Source organism: Streptomyces sp. NPDC044704, assembly GCF_056433525.1.
The window spans coordinates 17,692-33,314 of sequence record NZ_JBWKGY010000008.1; the positions used below are offsets into that span (position 1 = coordinate 17,692).

The following is a 15,623-nucleotide window of genomic DNA, read 5'->3' on the forward strand; positions in this document are numbered from 1 at the left end:
GCGCACCCTGGAGGCAGAGGCCGACTGTGGAGGTGATCCGCCATGCCCACGCTCGTCGGGTGGCATGTAGAGCTGGAGTTCTCCGAGGAGGGCCACCGCACCAGCGCGGCGGCGATGCTCAGACTCGGTGACGGCTCCGAGATGAGGGCGCGCGGCTATGCCATGCGCCACCCTTCCGACCCGGAGCAGTTGCGGGTCGGTGAGGAGATCGCGGGCGCGCGTGCGCTCATGGACCTCGCGTCCCAGATGCTCCAGAAGGCACACAGCGAGATCGACGAGGCCACGGGCAGGCACTCCTACCCGCTGGAGAGCTGACCTCGCGGACGCGTCGGGAGCGGTCGGGCCGACGGGCCCCTGCCGGACCTCGGGGGACGGCAGGGGGCGGGGGCTCGCCGCTCCTGAGGGGCTCCTGTGGGGCTCCAGTGGGGCGTAACTCCCTCAGCGGGTGCGGCGGTTGAAGAGGGCCGCCGACAGGGTGACGGCCAGGGCGAGGATGCCCGCGCACCAGGTCAGTGCCAGGTAGGGGGCGTTGCCCGCGGGCTGGTCCAGCAGGAGCGCGCGCAGGGATTCGATCACCGGGGTGAGGGGCTGGTGGTCGGCGAAGCCGTGGAGCCAGCCGGGCATGGTGTCGATGGGCACGAAGGCGCTGGACGGGTAGGGCAGGAACATCATCAGGAACGTGAACCCCCCTGCCGCCTCGGGGGACTTCGCGAGCAGGCCGAGCGTCGCCGCGAGCCAGGAGATGGCCGTGATGTACGCGAGCAGCAGTCCGGCGGCCGCCAGGAAGGCGAGGGGCCCGGCCTGGGGGCGGAAGCCGATGGCGAGGGCCACGGCCAGCACGAGGGCCGTGGAGAGCAGGTTCCGCGCGACGGAGGCGGTGACGTGCCCGGCGAGGATCGGGACGCCGCCGACGTCCAGGGAGCGGAAGCGGTCGATGATGCCGTTCTTCATGTCGTCGGCGACGCTGACGGCGGTGCTCGCCGCGCCGAAACCCGCGCAGAGCAGCATGGCGCCGGGGACCACGTACGTCACGTAGGCGGTGCCGGTGTCGATGGCGCCCCCGAAGAAGTACACGAAGATCAGCATCAGCATGACCGGCAGCATCAGGGCGGTGATCAGCACGTCCGGCTGCCGGCTGCTGATCCGCAGGCTGCGGCCCGCGAGGGCGGAGGCGGTGGGGGCGAAGGCGGTGGGGGTCGTCACGGAGCGGCTCCCGTCAGGGTGAGGAACACGTCGTCGAGGGTGGCGGTGCGCAGCGCGAAGCGGGCGACGGCGGTGCGGTCGGGGTCGAGTTCGTCGAGCAGGGCCCGGACGTGGGCGGCGCTGCCGTCGGTGGGCAGGCCGAGGGTGAGCTCGTCCGGTGCGCGGTGCACCGCGCGCGGGGCCAGTGCGTCGTAGGCGGCCCGTCCGGTCAGGGTGAGGTCGAGGCGGTGTCCGGCGACGCGGGCCTTGAGCTCCTGCGGTGTGCCCTCGGCGGCGATGCGGCCCTCGGAGAGGACGGCGACGCGGTCGGCGAGCCGGTCGGCCTCCTCCAGGTACTGGGTGGTGAGCAGGACGGTGGTGCCGTCGTCGCGCAGTTCCCGTACGAGTTCCCACAGGTCCTGGCGGCTGCGCGGGTCGAGCCCGGTGGTCGGCTCGTCCAGGAAGACCACCTCGGGCCGGGAGACGAGGCTCGCGGCGAGGTCGAGGCGCCTGCGCATGCCGCCCGAGTACGTCTTCGCGGTGCGGCCGGCGGCCTCGGTCAGCCCGAAGCGTTCGAGGAGCTCGGCGGCCCGGGCGCGGGCCCGCGGGCCGCTGAGGCCGCTGAGGCGGCCCATCATGCGGAGGGTCTCGGCGCCGGTCTGGAGCTCGTCGACGGCCGCGAACTGCCCGGTGAGGCTGATGCGCCGGCGTACGTGGGCGCGGTCGGCGGTGATGTCGTACCCGGCGACGCGGGCGGTGCCGGAGTCGGGGGCGGTGAGGGTGGCGAGGAGGCGTACGGCGGTGGTCTTGCCGGCGCCGTTGGGGCCGAGGAGGGCGAGGACGCTGCCGCGCGGGACGGCCAGGTCGATGCCGTCGAGGACGCGGATCGGTCCGTAGGACTTGGTCAGGGCGGTGGCGTGGATGCCGAGGTCTGTGGGGGGTGTGGCGCCGGGCGCGGAGGTGGGCGCGGGCGCGGGTGTGGTCGTGGTCATGGGCTTGGCCATCGGGAGCGGATCCCTTCTGCGTATGGGTTACGCGCTTCTGTGTAAGTAATACACAGAACTAGGATGTGGGTCAACGACTGAGGAGGGAGGGAGCGGCCATGGCGAAGGAACCGGCGGACGAACCGGCGGACGAACCGGCGCGGGACGGACGGGACACCGGGCTTCCGGCGAGCCTGGAAATGGCCTGGGGCCTGCGCGAACGCCCCGGCAAGGGCCCGCGCCCGACGCTCACGCTCCCGAAGATCGTGGAAACGGCGGTCGCGCTGGCCGCGGCGGAGGGCATGGACGCCGTGTCCATGGGCCGGGTGGCCAAGGAACTGGGCGTCTCCACGATGTCCCTCTACCGGTACGTCACGGCGAAGGAAGAGCTCTACATCCTGATGTCGGACGCGGGGGTCGGCCTGCCGCCGGAGTCCGCCGCGGGGCCGGACGCGGGCTGGCGGGAGCTGGCGTCGGAGTGGGCGTACGCGCAGCGCGCCGTCCTGATGGCCAACCCCTGGATCCTGCGCATCCCGCTCACCGGGGCACCGGTCAGCCCGAACCAGCTCGCCTGGATGGAACGGGGGCTCGCGGCGCTGGCCGGCACCGGCCTGGGCGAGGGCGAGAAGATCTCGGCGATCATCCTGATCGGCGGCCTGGTGCGGAACGAGGCGGTCATGGCCGCGGACATGATGGACGCCATCGTGAAGTCCGGGGTCTCACCGGACCAGGTGATGGGCCGCTACGTACGCACCCTGCGGCTGATGACCGGCCCGGAAACCCACCCGGCGGTGACGCGGCTGCTGGACTCCGACGCGTTCTCGGGCTCCGACGAGCCGGACTTCCAGTTCGGCTTCGGCCTGAACCGCATCCTGGACGGCCTGGCCTCGCTGATCAGCGAGCGGTCCACGCCGTGAGCGCCGCCCAGGCGGCGGGGGCCAGCTCCAGGACGGGGCCGTCCTGGACCTTCGAGTCCCGGACGTGGACGGTGTCGGCGCCGGCGGCGACCTCTACGCAGTTGCCGCCCTCGCTGCCGCTGTAGCTGGACTTGAACCACGTGAGTTGGGTGCTCATGGATCTCCTAGCAGCCGTTTCAACAGGTCCCTGGTTTCGTCGGGGTTGAGGGCCTGAGTTCGCAGCATCGCATACTTCTGGGAGAGGATGCTGACCTCGTCGAGGTCCGAAACGACCAGGCTGCCGCGGTGCGTTTCGAGGTACGCGATGTGCTGGTGGTCAGGGGTCTCCATCAGGACGAACGGCCCGTCCAGGGCCGGATGGACGGGCCGGTCAAGCGGTAGGACCTGTAGGGACACGCCGGTCAGCTCGGAGCAGGCCAGCAGGTGCCGGAACTGCTCGTCGAGTACCTCGCGACCGCCGATCGGGCAGCGCAGGACGGGCTCCCAGATCACGAAGCTTGCCAGCATCGGCTTCTCACGCCGGAGTGCTGACTGGCGGTCGAGCCGGGCATTTGTCTGGTCCGTGATCTCGCCGTCGGTGTAGATCGGCGTCCGGCTCCGGAAAACCGCGCGCGCGTAGGCCTCGGTCTGGAGCAGCCCCGGGACGACCTGGTTCTCGTAGGAGGCCAGCCCAATGGCCTTCTTCTCCAGGTTGATCAGCGGCTCCGCCCACGGCGGGATCACGTCGACCTGCGGCATCCTGTGCGCGGCGACCGTCAGCACCCCGGGTAGTCCCAGCTCCCGGTCCATCAGCTCGGCCACATCCGGCATCAGCGGCCGTCGGCCCTGCTCGATCGAGGCGATGCTCTCTTCCGTGAGGCCCACCCGTTTGCCTAGTTCCTTCTGGGTCAGTCCCTTTGCGATCCGGCAGACGGCTACCTGCTCGCCGACCATCCGCATTGCCGTCGAGTTGGGCCGAGCCCGTTTCCTTGGTGGCATGAACGTGAACTCCCCACCTGCGCCCGCGAAGTACCCGCACCAACCCGTACTGGATGTGCGGGTACGGGTTGGCGTACTGCCACAGGCTAGTCACGGAACGCGACGATCGTCCCGTGAACCTAAATATTCAAGCTGCCCTGCTGCGCGAGCGGCTGTACCTCCGCGCGCCCCAAAGCGTCGCAGCCGCCCGGCACTTCACACGGGACACCCTGCACGCGTGGGACGCGACCGCCCGGCAGGACGACGTGTTGCTCTGCGTGAGCGAGCTCGCGACGAACGCCCTGCGGTACGGGGTTCCGCGCGGCCGGGGCTACCTGCTGCGGCTGCTCGTCTTCGGGGGGACCGTACGGGCCGAAGTGCACGACAGCGGGCCCGGGCTGGCGCGGATGACGGACGGCCCGCCCGGCCGGGGCCTGACACTCGTGGCGGCCCTCGCCGACGGCTGGGGCGTGCTGCCGAGGTCCCCCGGCAAGGTCGTCTGGTGCGAGTTCCGCTGACCTCAGGCGGCCCGCGCCAGCCGTGCCGCCGCCCAGCCGAAGACCAGGCACGCCGGGGTGTAGACCGCCAGGTTGAGCACGTAGAAGGGGCTGCCGGACGGCGAGTCGAGGACACCGGCCGCCCACCCCAGGCCCGCGAGTCCGCGTACGGCCATGCCCGCCGCCACCGCGCCCGTCACCGCGCGGGAGACGCGCCCGCCCCGGCCCCGGGAGTGGGCGAGGACGGCCGCGGCCCCGGTCAGGGTGGCGGCGGCCAGCGGCAGTACGACCGGCGGGGCGAAGGAGGTCTCCAGGCCGAGTACGGCCAGGGACAGGGCCCGTTCGTCGGCGGCGGGCCAGGTCGCGCCGGTGGCCCAGTACAGGTGCAGCAGCCCGTCGGCGGCGAGGAGGGCGGCCGTCGCGCGGCCCAGGCGGAGGCGTGTCGTGGTGTTCATGCCGGAAAGGAGGGGGCCCTCGGGAGGAACATTCCCGTGGGCCCCGTCACACCACGCGGAGCGACTACGCCGGCTGCTCCGGGGCGCGCGCCGTGATCACCGCGAACGGGCCGCCCTGCGGGTCGGTGAGGACGGCCATGCGGCCGGCCGCCATGTCGAAGGCCGGGGCGAGGACGTTGCCCCCGGCGCGGGTGGCGGCGGCCTGGATGTCGTCGACGCTGTCGGCGTGGAAGTACGGCAGCCAGTTGGGCGGTGTACCGGGCGGGAGGTTGTCGAGGTTCATCATCCCGCCGACCGCGCGCCCGCCGACCTTGAACTCGGTGTACCCCTCGGCGCCCGGCATGTCGGACGCGGCCGTGGTGACGGGCAGGACGGACGTGTAGAACGCGGCGGCGGCGGGGACGTCGCTGGTGCTGAGTTCGTTCCAGATGAGGGCGCCGTGCTCGTTGACGATGCCCGCTCCGTCGAACGTGCCGGGCTGCCACAGGCCGAACACCGCGCCGGTGGGGTCGGAGACGACCGCCATCCGCCCGAGGTCCATGACGTCCATCGGGCCCATCATGACCGTGCCGCCCGCGTCGGAGACGGACTTGAGGGTGGAGTCGATGGAGTCGGTGGACAGGTACGTCGTCCACACGGTCGGCGGCATCGGGTCGGGGACCGAACCGTCCGGGTTCGACGCCTTCATGATGCCGGCGACGGGCTTGCCCTTGAGGGTGCAGACGGAGTACCCGCCCTGCTCGGCGGGCCCGATCTCGCCCTGCCAGCCGAAGAGGTCGCAGTAGAAGTCGAGGGCCGCCTGCTGGTCGGGGACGAACAGGTCGATCCAGCAGGGAGTGCCGGGCTTGTAGGGGCCGTTCATGTCGGGCACGGGTGCCTCCGGGTGGTGCAGGGGGAAGGACGGGCCGTCCCCTACCCGGCCCGTACGGCCCGAACCGAGCCGTACGGGTGACGGGTCGCCTGGCGGCGGGCCGACGGGGTGGGGCGGCCGCCCGGCGGCGGCCCCTTCTGGTGGGGCCGGGTCGCCTGGTCGTCTGGCGGCGGGCGTCAGGTGGTGCGGGTCGGCTGACGGCGGGCTTCAGGTGGGGACCCCGGCGGCCGGCCCGTCAGGTGGTGCGGCGGCGGTGGCGGCCCGTGCCGGCCGCCAGTGCGGCTCCGAGGGCGACGGTGAGGCCGGCTCCGCCGAAGGCCCAGCCGGTGGCGCTGCCGGTGGCGGCGAGTTCACCGCCCGGCTGGCCGCCGCCCGGCTGGCCGCCGCCCGGCTGGCCGCCGATTGGCTGGGCACCGCCGTTCGGCACGGGCACGTTCCCGGTACCGGTGGGCAGGCCGCCCGTCACACCGCCGGGGGTGCCACCGGGCGTTCCGCCGGGGTTCCCGCCGGGCGTTCCGCCCGGGGTGCCGGGGTCGACGCCCGGCGTGCCGCCGGGCGTCCCGCCCGGCGTTCCGCCCGGGGTGCCGGGGTTGCCGCCCGGCGTGCCACCCGGGTCGCCGCCGGGATTCCCACCGGGCGTGCCGCCCGGCGTTCCACCCGGGTCCCCTCCGGGCGTTCCGCCCGGCGTGCCACCCGGGTCCCCTCCGGGGTTCCCGCCCGGGGTGCCGCCGGGGTTCCCGCCTGGGTCGCCACCGGGGTTCCCGCCCGGGTCGCCGCCGGGGTTCCCTCCGGGGTTCCCGCCCGGGGTCCCGCCGGGGTCGCCGCCCGGCGTGCCACCAGGGTTCCCACCGGGCGTTCCGCCCGGGTCTCCGCCAGGGGTGCCGCCGGGGTCTCCACCTGGGTTCCCGCCGGGGTTCCCGCCGGGGTCGCCGCCCGGCGTGCCGCCGGGGTCTCCGCCGGGCGTGCCGCCCGGGGTGCCGCCTGGGTCGGTGCCCGGGGTGGATGGGGTCAGGAGGGTGGTGAGGTGGCGGGGAGAGCGGGAGCCGGCCCAGGGCGGGGGGGTTTCCGCGTCGACCTGGGACGTGCCCCAGGAGAAGAAGGACACCGATCCGGTCGGGGTGTCGGCGGCGAAGCGGACGCGGACCTGGACGTCGAAGGTCTGCCCGGCGGCGATCGGGCCGTCCGTGAGACCGGCCGCGAAGAAGTAGCCGCCCTCCTCCGACAGGACCTCCAGGGGCTGCCAGCTCTGCGTGCCGTCGGCGCCCGTGCGCTGCGCCTCGACCGTGATCTGCGAGGCCTCCATGGAGACGAAGTCCGGCCGGGCCATGACCAGTCCCATGTTGAACGCCGCCAACGCCCCCTTCCCCGTGTTGTCCACGCGGACCGAGAGGTTCGTCCAGTCGCCGCCCGCCCGCAGGCTCTCCGGTACGCCGCTCACCGTCAGCGCGGGTCCGTCGACGTGGACCGGCTCCTCGTCACCGCCGGGCGCGCCGGCGATCCTCGTCGCGTACGAGGACGTGGGGGAGGCGCTGGTGGTGTTCCCGACGCGGCTCGTGCCGTCCGCCGTCAGGTCGAACGGCACGGCCGGCGTGCCCGCCGCGAAGCTGATCCGGACCTCGACCGTGTGGACCTGGCCGGCCGGCACCGACGCGGCGGTGCCCAGGGCGTACCCCAGGGCGTGCGCCGCGTCCGGGCCCTGCACCGGCGCGGCGGCCTGCCAGGCCCCGCCGGCCGTACGGAACTCGACGTTGACGTGGGCGGGCTGGAACGCCCCCGAGGGCTGCGCGACGCCCAGTACCGGCGTGTAGTCCGGCACGGTGACGTGCCCCGAGTTGTCGACGGTCACGGTGAGCGGCGTCCAGCTGCCGTCGGCCGGGAAGCCGCCCTGGGGGATGCCGCGGACGGTGACCTCGGGGCCCATCAGCATCCGGGCGGACCCGGACTCCTGGGCCTCGTCCCCGGCGGCCTCCGCGGATGCGGACACGGGCGCCGGTACGGGTACGGGTACGGGAGCCTGCGCTTCCACGGGGGCTGGTGCCGGTGCCGGTACCTGCACCGGTTCCACGGCCTCGGGCGGCCCGGCCGGCTTCTCCGACTCCGGCTTCTCCGCCCCCGCCTCCGGTTCGGCTTCCGGTTCCGCCCCCGTCGGCTGCGCGGCCGGCTCCTCCGTCGGTGCCGCGTCGGGCACCGTCACCGCCGGCTGGTCTTCGGCCAGCGCCGGTGCCGCCATCAGCAGTGTTTGACCCGCCACTGCCGCCGCGGCCACCACGGCCATCCGCTTGAACTGCATGTTTCTTTCCTCCCCGGGCTCCGAACCCACGCCCGGACCCACCCCGAACCCCTTGGAACGCGCCCAGGTTAGTGAGAGCGGAGGGCCCGGCAGGAGGAAATTGAAATCCGAAATACGTACGGCCCCGGCAGCGGGTGCCGGGGCCGTACGCGTTTCACCCGGCCGTGCGCCGGGCCGGTGTCAGAGCTTCTCGGGAGTGCGGATCCCGAGGAGGGACATGCCCTTGTTGAGGGTGCGGGCGGTCAGCTCGCACAGGAACAGCCGGTTCTCGCCGACGACGAGCTCCGGCTGCGGCTTGATGACCGGGCACTCCGTGTAGAACGTCGTGAACAGCGAGGCCAGCTGGTACAGGTACGCCGCCACCTTGTGCGGGGCGTACTCCGCGGCCGCCTCCTCGATCAGCGCGCCGAACCCGTCCAGGTGCAGCCCCAGCGCCCGCTCGGCCGGAGCCAGCTCCAGCTCCGGGTGGGCCGCCGGGGAACGGTCGCCCGCGTTGCGCAGGATGGACCGGATCCGGGCGTAGGCGTACTGGAGGTACACGGACGTGTCACCGGTCAGCGAGACCATCTGGTCCAGGTCGAACTTGTAGTCGCGCGCGGCCGAGGTGGACAGGTCCGCGTACTTGACCGCGCCGATGCCGACCTGGAGGCCGTTCTCGGTGATCTCCTGCGCGGTGAGCAGGCCGCGCTCCTCGTCCTTGTCCCGGACCACGGCCGTCGCCCGCTCCACGGCCTCGTCGAGCAGGTCCACGAGCCGCACGGTCTCGCCCTCACGGGTCTTGAACGGCTTGCCGTCCTTGCCGAGGACGGTGCCGAAGGCCAGCTGGACGGCCTTGACCCCGTCGTTCAGCCAGCCGGCCCGGCGGGCCGTCTCGAAGACCATCTTGAAGTGCAGCGACTGGCGGGCGTCGACGACGTACAGCAGCGTCGAGGCCTTCAGGTTGCCGACGCGGTCGCGGATCGCGGACAGGTCGGTCGCGGCGTAGCCGAATCCGCCGTCGGACTTCTGGACGATGAGCGGGGTCGGGTTGCCGTCCTGGCCCTTGTACTCGTCGAAGAACACGCACAGCGCGCCGTTGGAGCGGACGGCGACGCCCGAGTCCTCCAGCAGCTTGCACGTCTCGACGAGCATGTCGTTGTAGCCGGACTCGCCGACCACGTCCTGGTCCTGGATGTCCATGTCCAGCTTGTTGAAGACGGAGTAGAAGTAGATCTTCGACTCGTCGACGAACCGCTGCCACAGGGCGAGGGTCTCCGGCTCGCCCGCCTGGAGGTCGACCACCCGGGCCCGGGCCCGCGTCTTGAACTCCTCGTCGGAGTCGAAGAGGGCGCGCGAGGCCTTGTAGAGCCGGTTCAGGTTGGACATGGCCTCCTCGCCGGACACCTCCTCGTCCGACTTGTGGTCCAGCTCGTGCGGGTGCTCCAGCAGGTACTGGATGAGCATGCCGAACTGGGTGCCCCAGTCGCCGATGTGGTGGCGGCGGATCACCGTCTCACCGGTGAACTCCAGGATCTCGACCATCGCGGCGCCGATCACGGCGGAACGCAGGTGGCCGACGTGCATCTCCTTCGCGACGTTCGGCTGCGCGTAGTCGATGACCGTGGTGCCCGGGTTCGCCGCGCGGGCGACGCCGAGGCGGTCGTCCGCGGCGCGCGCGGCCAGGGTCTCGATGATCGCCTTGTCGGTGATCGTGATGTTCAGGAAGCCGGGGCCCGAGACCTCGATCTCCTTGATCAGGTCGCCCGTCGGGATGCCCTCGACCACGGTCGTCGCCAGCTCGCGCGGGTTGGCCTTGGCCTTCTTCGCGAGCGCGAGGATCCCGTTGGCCTGGAAGTCGGCCCGGTCGCTTCGTCGCAGCAGCGGGTCGGTCGCACCGGCCTCCGGCAGGGCGGAGGCGAGGGCGTCCGCGACGCGCTGATTGACGGAAGAAGCGAGGGAAGGGACCGAGGCCATGAGCTGCCGTTCCTGTGAGGTTGTGCCTGAAGGTGCACTTGGGTGTTCCGACAAGTGCCGAGTATCCCACGTGGGGACCGTCGGCCTCGCGGGATATCAGGGGGTGGAAGCAACCCCGGAGCGCTCCCCTCCGTCTGGGAGAATGGCTGAAGCCAGCATTCGAGTAGAAGGACGTGTCGTGGCTCAGAGCAGCACCGAGACCGACTGGGTCTCCCGTTTCGCGGACGAGGTCATCGCCGAGGCGGAGCGCCGAGCACCCGGCAAACCTGTCGTCGTCGCGTCCGGAATCTCGCCCTCCGGTCCGATCCACCTGGGCAACCTGCGCGAGGTCATGACCCCGCACCTGGTCGCGGACGAGATCCGCCGCCGGGGCATCGAGGTCAGGCACTTGATCTCCTGGGACGACTACGACCGCTACCGCAAGGTGCCCCAGGGCATCCCGGGCGTGGACGAGGACACCTACGGCCAGTACATCGGCCGCCCGCTGACCTCCGTCCCGGCCCCGGCCGGATCCCCGTACGCCAGCTGGGCCGAGCACTTCAAGGCCGCCCTGATCGGCGCCCTGGAAGAGCTGGGCGTCGAGTACGACCCGATCAGCCAGACGGAGCAGTACACCTCCGGCGTGTACCGCGAGCAGGTCCTGCACGCGATGAAGCACCGCGGTGACATCGACGCCGTCCTCGACCAGTACCGCACCAAGCAGAAGCCGGGCAAGAAGCCCCAGCAGAAGCAGGTCGACGAGGCCGAGCTGGAGGCCGCCGAGGGCTCCGGCGCGGCCGCCGAGGACGACGGCAGCGCCGGCGAGGGCGGGTACTTCCCGTACAAGCCGTACTGCGGCGAGTGCGGCAAGGACTTCACCAAGGTCACCTCGTACGACGACGAGAGCACCGAGCTGACCTACGTCTGCACCGAGGACGAGTTCACCGAGACGGTCAAGCTCAGCGAGTTCAACCGCGGCAAGCTCGTCTGGAAGGTCGACTGGCCGATGCGCTGGGCCTTCGAGGGCGTGATCTTCGAGCCCTCCGGCGTCGACCACTCCTCGCCCGGCTCGTCGTTCCAGGTCGGCGGCCAGATCGTGCACATCTTCGGCGGCGAGCAGCCGATCGGACCGATGTACGCGTTCGTCGGCATCAGCGGCATGGCGAAGATGTCCTCCAGCAAGGGCGGGGTCCCGACCCCGGCCGACGCGCTGAAGATCATGGAGCCGCAGCTGCTGCGCTGGCTGTACGCGCGCCGCCGCCCCAACCAGTCCTTCAAGATCGCCTTCGACCAGGAGATCCAGCGGCTCTACGACGAGTGGGACAAGCTGGAGGCCAAGGTCGCCGACGGCTCCGTCCTGCCCGCCGACGCCGCCGCGCACACCCGCGCCGTGCGCACCGCCGCCGCCGAGCTGCCCCGCACCCCGCGCCCGCTCCCGTACCGGACGCTCGCGTCGGTCGTCGACATCACCGCCGGCCACGACGAGCAGACCCTGCGCATCCTGACCGACCTCGACCCGACGCAGCCGCTCACCTCCCTCGACGAGGTACGGCCGCGCCTGGACCGCGCCGAGAACTGGATCACCACCCAGGTCCCGGCCGACCAGCGCACCCTCGTCCGCGAGGACGCCGACACCGAGCTGCTGTCCTCCCTCGACGAGGAGGCGCGGCAGTCGCTGCGGATGCTGGTGGACGGGCTCGACACGCACTGGTCCCTCGACGGGCTGACCACCCTCGTCTACGGCGTGCCGAAGGTCATGGCCGGCCTGGAGCCCGACGCCAAACCGACGCCGGAGCTCAAGGTCGCGCAGCGGACCTTCTTCGCCCTGCTCTACCGGCTGCTCGTCACCCGGGAGACCGGACCGCGCCTGCCCACGCTGCTCCTCGCGGTGGGGGCGGACCGGGTGCGCAAGCTGCTGGCCGTCTGATCGCGGGAACGTGACGAAGGGCCCGTACCCCGGTGGGGGTGCGGGCCCTTGTCCGTGTCTCCCGGAACCGGTCCGGGAGGTCCGGCGGGTTCAGGAGATGAAGTCGTTCTCCAGGTGGCGTTGGTAGCGCTGCTTGAGCATCGGCATCATCGCGTCGATGATCGAGACGCTGTCCGGGTGGATGAACCCGTGCAGCTCCGTGAGGGCCTGGTCCACCTGCTGGGCGCTCGGGTGGCGGCCGTTCGCCTCCACGTGGGATTGGTACGCCTCGTACGCCGCCTCCTCGAACTTCTCCTGGTCCAGCTCCTCGCCCGGCTCGTCCCGCGGCGCCGGGACGGGCAGCTGCTCCTCCGGGCCCGCCGGGGGCATGACCGGGGTCGGCTCCAGGCCCTCGACGTACTGGGGGTTGTAGGACCCCTTGTACTCCGTCGCGTCCGGGGCCACGGGCCCGGCGAACCAGGCGCTGTTGTGGGCGGCCGGCATGGCCGTCGGGTCCACCGCGAAGGGCGGCGGGGCGTGCGTGACGGCGGGCTGGGCCGGGACCGCGGCCTGCGGCTGGGCCTGCAACTGCTCCGGAGCCTGCGGCTGTACCTGAGCCTGTTCCTGCTCCGGTGCCTGTTCCGGCTGCTGCTTCTGGAGCCGCTCCGGGGCTCCGGGGGCCGTCTCCGGTACCGGCTGACCGGCCACCGGGGCCGCGAGCTCGGCCTCCTGCGGGGCGGCCGCCGGCAGGGCCGCGGCGGCCACCGGGGCAGCGGCCGCCACCGGCGCCGCGACGCTCACCGGGGCCGGGGGCAGCAGCACCGGGTCGATGCCCGCCGCCGCCAGCCCCTCCGGAGCCGTCTGCGACAGCGGTACGCCGATGCGGGCCAGCCGCAGCGGCATCAGCGCCTCCACCGGGGCCTTGCGGCGCCAGGCCCGCCCGTACCGGGCCTGGAGCCGGGCCTGGTAGATCAGCCGGTCCTGCTCCATGGAGACGGCCTGCTCGTAGGAGCGCAGCTCCCACAGCTTCATCCGGCGCCACAGCTTGAAGGTGGGTACCGGGGAGAGCAGCCAGCGCGTGATGCGCACGCCCTCCATGTGCCGGTCCGCGGTGATGTCCGCGATCCGGCCCACGGCGTGCCGGGCGGCCTCCACCGTGACCACGAACAGGATCGGGATCACGGCGTGCATGCCGACGCCCAGCGGGTCCGGCCAGGCCGCCGCGCCGTTGAACGCGATCGTCGCCGCGGTCAGCAGCCAGGCGGTCTGGCGGAGCAGGGGGAACGGGATCCGCATCCACGTCAGCAGCAGGTCCAGCGCCAGCAGCACGCAGATGCCCGCGTCGATGCCGATCGGGAACACCAGCGAGAAACTGCCGAAGCCTTTCTGCAGCGCCAGCGCGCGCACCGCGGAGTACGAACCCGCGAAACCGATGCCCGCGATGACCAAGGCTCCGGCGACCACGACACCGATGAGTATCCGGTGCGTACGAGTCAGCTGCATCGCGGCCACACGCGATCCCCTCCCCTTGTCGAGCTACGGCAGGCACAGCGTACGGGTGACTGGATGTCAGTGGTCCCGTAGGTCCCCCCAGTGACCTGCTACTGCGCCGCAGCCGAGGAGGACGGGGAAGCGGAACCCGAAGCGGAGGACGAAGGCGAGCCCGCGTCCGGGGCCTGCGAGGCGTCCGGCTGCTCGTTGGCGGTGCCGACCGAGGTCACGCTCTCCTTGGCCGCCGCGATCGCGTTCTCCAGCATCTTCGTCTTGTCCGGGGCGCCCGCGCCCTCGTAGGCGGCACCGTTGAAGTCGATGGTGATCACGACGTTCTGGGTGCGGGTCACGACGGTCGTGTTGAAGAAGTCGACGTCCTTCTTCACGCCGTACACGACGGACGTGGCCTGGTCGCCGATCCCGCCGGCCTGCTCGACCTTGACGTCGTTCGCGCCCTCGGTGGTCTTCGACGCCTCGATCTGCTTGTTGTACTGCTCCTCGGCGCGCTTGTTGCCGCTGCCGAGGGAGGCGTGCGAGTCGTAGCGCACCAGGGAGATGGACAGCCAGCGGTACTGCGAGCCCTTCAGGCCGTCCGTGTCGAGGCCGTTCCAGGAGCAGCTGGCGCGGCTGGAGAGGTCGTTCGACTTGGTCGCCGTGCCGTTCTTCTCCTTCGCCTCGGGGACGAGGGAGTCGATGCTCTTCGAAGCGACGGTCTTGCAGGGGTCGGGCAGCTTCGCGAACGCCACCTTCTCCAGCACGGCCGACGGCTTCGCGCTCGGCTTGGACGACGCGGAGGCTTCGGACTTCTTGCCGGAGGACTTGCCCGAGTCCTTGCCCGAATCGGAGGAGCACCCGGCGACGGTGAGTATCACCGGGACGGCTGCGCAGGCGAGGACGCGGGTGAGGCGCGAGGCTGATCGGTGCATGTTTCCTTCAGACGTTGAGGGTCATTCGACGGTCTTCTGACGGACGCGTTGCGGGCGCTGGACCCGTGCAACGGTAGCCCGACCGGGCGCCCGCCTGCTGTGCGCGCCGTCACGCGGGGCGCGCACGCCCCGGGCGGGCGGGGCTGTCATTCGTTGAAACGCTCCACCAGGGCCTGTGCCAACTGGCGGGCCTTGTCCTGCGTTTCCGCACTCGGGGGCACGGTGCCCGGGCCGGCGGGCTGCACGCTGTACTCGACGGTGACGATCACGTTCGAGGTGCGGAACACGATCCGTACGGTGCGCGCCTGGGCGGCGGTGGCGCCGGCCGCGCTCAGCTTGTCGTCGAGGAAGGCCTCGTTCCCGAGCCCCTCCAGGACGCGGGAGCCGAGCTCCGGAGAGGCGGACGGAGACGCGGAGGGAGAGGCGGCGACGGAGGCAGAAGCGGAGGCGGAAGCGGAAGGGGCGCCCGGGGTGCCGGACGGGGCGCCGGAGGGTGCGTCGGACGGGGACGCGGGGGCCCCGGCCCCGGGGGTGGCGCCCGGCGCGGGCGCGCCGCCGGGGCTCGGGCTGCCACTGGAGCCCGCACCCGGGGTCGTGGCCGGTCCGGGGAACGGCAGGTGGGCCGCCGTCAGCCGGCTGACGTACACCTGGTGCGCCTTGTCGTCGTCGCTCGTGGTGGCCCGGTCGTACGAGACCACCCGCTCGAAGTTGACCGACAGCAGCAGGGTCCCCTCGGGGACCTGCGTGTTCCAGCGGCAGCCCACGTGCCGGTCGCCGTCGTACGAGGCGTCCGCGGTCCCCTCGTACAGCTGCTCGCGGGCCTCGGAAGTGAGGGACTCGGACGCCGGGAGCATCGCCCGGAGCCGCTTGCCGTCGGCCGCCTTGCAGGGCTGCGGCAGGCTGCGGTACTTGCCGGGCTGCGCGGGGGCGGCGGTGTTCCCGCCGTTCTTCGGGTCGCCGGTGCCCATGCCGCTGCCGTCGGTGCAGCCGGTCAGGCCGGTCACGGCTGCCGCGAGGGCGGTGAGCATCGCGATGCCGGGCAGGACCCGCCGACGTACCGTCTTGCGCTCCACGTCCACTGGCTTCCTGGCTCCCTGGGGAAAATGCGTTGCCGCGACTTGGGCGCGGATGGACACAATGTCTATCGCACACGCTGGTGCCGGCGCCGGTTCCCTGACTGCTTTGGGGCGATGAGCGAGGCTTTTTGCGTTTTCCT

15 protein-coding genes are annotated in these 15,623 nt (G+C 72.1%); 4 read left to right on the plus strand and 11 right to left on the minus strand.

Going from position 1 to position 15,623, the window contains the following annotated elements; translation table 11 throughout:
* Positions 1 to 42: 42 nt before the first annotated feature.
* Positions 43 to 315 carry a DUF1876 domain-containing protein gene (locus tag AC07B0_RS20730; RefSeq protein ID WP_356872408.1) on the plus strand — a complete coding sequence of 91 codons (273 nt, stop codon included), beginning with the start codon at positions 43 to 45 and terminating at the stop codon, positions 313 to 315.
* A gap of 123 nt (positions 316 to 438) precedes the next feature.
* On the opposite strand, the gene AC07B0_RS20735 is transcribed toward AC07B0_RS20730, so the two are convergent.
* Both AC07B0_RS20735 and AC07B0_RS20740 read right to left on the minus strand, forming a co-directional pair.
* Positions 439 to 1,203, minus strand: coding sequence for an ABC transporter permease (locus AC07B0_RS20735; RefSeq protein ID WP_467296072.1), 765 nt, complete (start codon positions 1,201 to 1,203; stop codon positions 439 to 441).
* Positions 1,200 to 2,186: an ATP-binding cassette domain-containing protein gene (locus tag AC07B0_RS20740; RefSeq protein ID WP_478898687.1), complete on the minus strand. Its 987-nt coding sequence runs from the start codon at positions 2,184 to 2,186 to the stop codon at positions 1,200 to 1,202. The genes AC07B0_RS20735 and AC07B0_RS20740 overlap by 4 nt, the downstream gene beginning before the upstream one ends.
* A gap of 98 nt (positions 2,187 to 2,284) precedes the next feature.
* On the opposite strand from AC07B0_RS20740, the gene AC07B0_RS20745 reads away from it, so the two are divergent.
* The gene (locus AC07B0_RS20745; protein ID WP_478898688.1) at positions 2,285 to 3,082 is read left to right on the plus strand and encodes a TetR/AcrR family transcriptional regulator; all 798 of its coding nucleotides are present in this window, start codon (positions 2,285 to 2,287) and stop codon (positions 3,080 to 3,082) included.
* On the opposite strand, the gene AC07B0_RS20750 is transcribed toward AC07B0_RS20745, so the two are convergent.
* Positions 3,060 to 3,239, minus strand: a complete 180-nt coding sequence (locus AC07B0_RS20750; RefSeq protein WP_478898689.1) for a DUF397 domain-containing protein — start codon at positions 3,237 to 3,239, stop codon at positions 3,060 to 3,062. The two genes, AC07B0_RS20745 and AC07B0_RS20750, sit on opposite strands and share 23 nt — an antisense overlap.
* Positions 3,236 to 4,015, minus strand: a complete 780-nt coding sequence (locus AC07B0_RS20755; protein WP_469382264.1) for a helix-turn-helix domain-containing protein — start codon at positions 4,013 to 4,015, stop codon at positions 3,236 to 3,238. The genes AC07B0_RS20750 and AC07B0_RS20755 overlap by 4 nt, the downstream gene beginning before the upstream one ends.
* Before the next feature lie 158 nt (positions 4,016 to 4,173).
* Here AC07B0_RS20755 and AC07B0_RS20760 point away from each other — a divergent pair, with 158 nt between their 5' ends.
* On the plus strand, positions 4,174 to 4,557 hold the full coding sequence (locus tag AC07B0_RS20760; protein WP_478898690.1) for an ATP-binding protein: 384 nt from the start codon (positions 4,174 to 4,176) through the stop codon (positions 4,555 to 4,557).
* Between the two features lie 2 nt (positions 4,558 to 4,559).
* Here AC07B0_RS20760 and AC07B0_RS20765 read toward each other — a convergent pair whose 3' ends face one another.
* The 4 genes from AC07B0_RS20765 to argS all read right to left on the minus strand — a co-directional run bounded on the left by AC07B0_RS20765 (position 4,560) and on the right by argS (position 10,105).
* Complete coding sequence (locus tag AC07B0_RS20765) at positions 4,560 to 4,991, minus strand: DUF3995 domain-containing protein (protein ID WP_469382262.1); 432 nt, start codon at positions 4,989 to 4,991, stop codon at positions 4,560 to 4,562.
* A gap of 64 nt (positions 4,992 to 5,055) precedes the next feature.
* Positions 5,056 to 5,853, minus strand: a complete 798-nt coding sequence (locus AC07B0_RS20770; protein ID WP_467296345.1) for a VOC family protein — start codon at positions 5,851 to 5,853, stop codon at positions 5,056 to 5,058.
* A 244-nt stretch (positions 5,854 to 6,097) separates the two neighbouring features.
* On the minus strand, positions 6,098 to 8,152 hold the full coding sequence (locus AC07B0_RS20775; RefSeq protein ID WP_478898691.1) for a hypothetical protein: 2,055 nt from the start codon (positions 8,150 to 8,152) through the stop codon (positions 6,098 to 6,100).
* 180 nt (positions 8,153 to 8,332) lie between these two features.
* Positions 8,333 to 10,105 carry an arginine--tRNA ligase gene (argS, locus tag AC07B0_RS20780; protein ID WP_356872389.1) on the minus strand — a complete coding sequence of 591 codons (1,773 nt, stop codon included), beginning with the start codon at positions 10,103 to 10,105 and terminating at the stop codon, positions 8,333 to 8,335.
* Positions 10,106 to 10,247: 142 nt separating this feature from the next.
* Here argS and lysS point away from each other — a divergent pair, with 142 nt between their 5' ends.
* The gene (lysS, locus tag AC07B0_RS20785; protein WP_478898692.1) at positions 10,248 to 12,011 is read left to right on the plus strand and encodes a lysine--tRNA ligase; all 1,764 of its coding nucleotides are present in this window, start codon (positions 10,248 to 10,250) and stop codon (positions 12,009 to 12,011) included.
* A gap of 90 nt (positions 12,012 to 12,101) precedes the next feature.
* Here the strand turns inward: lysS and AC07B0_RS20790 are convergent, their stop codons facing one another.
* The 3 genes from AC07B0_RS20790 to AC07B0_RS20800 all read right to left on the minus strand — a co-directional run bounded on the left by AC07B0_RS20790 (position 12,102) and on the right by AC07B0_RS20800 (position 15,480).
* Entirely contained in the window at positions 12,102 to 13,502 is a 1,401-nt protein-coding gene (locus AC07B0_RS20790; RefSeq protein WP_478898693.1) for a DUF2637 domain-containing protein, read from the minus strand.
* Positions 13,503 to 13,591: 89 nt separating this feature from the next.
* Complete coding sequence (locus AC07B0_RS20795; RefSeq protein ID WP_356872383.1) at positions 13,592 to 14,407, minus strand: DUF3558 domain-containing protein; 816 nt, start codon at positions 14,405 to 14,407, stop codon at positions 13,592 to 13,594.
* Between the two features lie 146 nt (positions 14,408 to 14,553).
* Positions 14,554 to 15,480 (minus strand): DUF3558 domain-containing protein, encoded by a 927-nt coding sequence (locus tag AC07B0_RS20800; protein WP_478898694.1) that lies wholly within the window; start codon positions 15,478 to 15,480, stop codon positions 14,554 to 14,556.
* Positions 15,481 to 15,623: the final 143 nt, after the last annotated feature.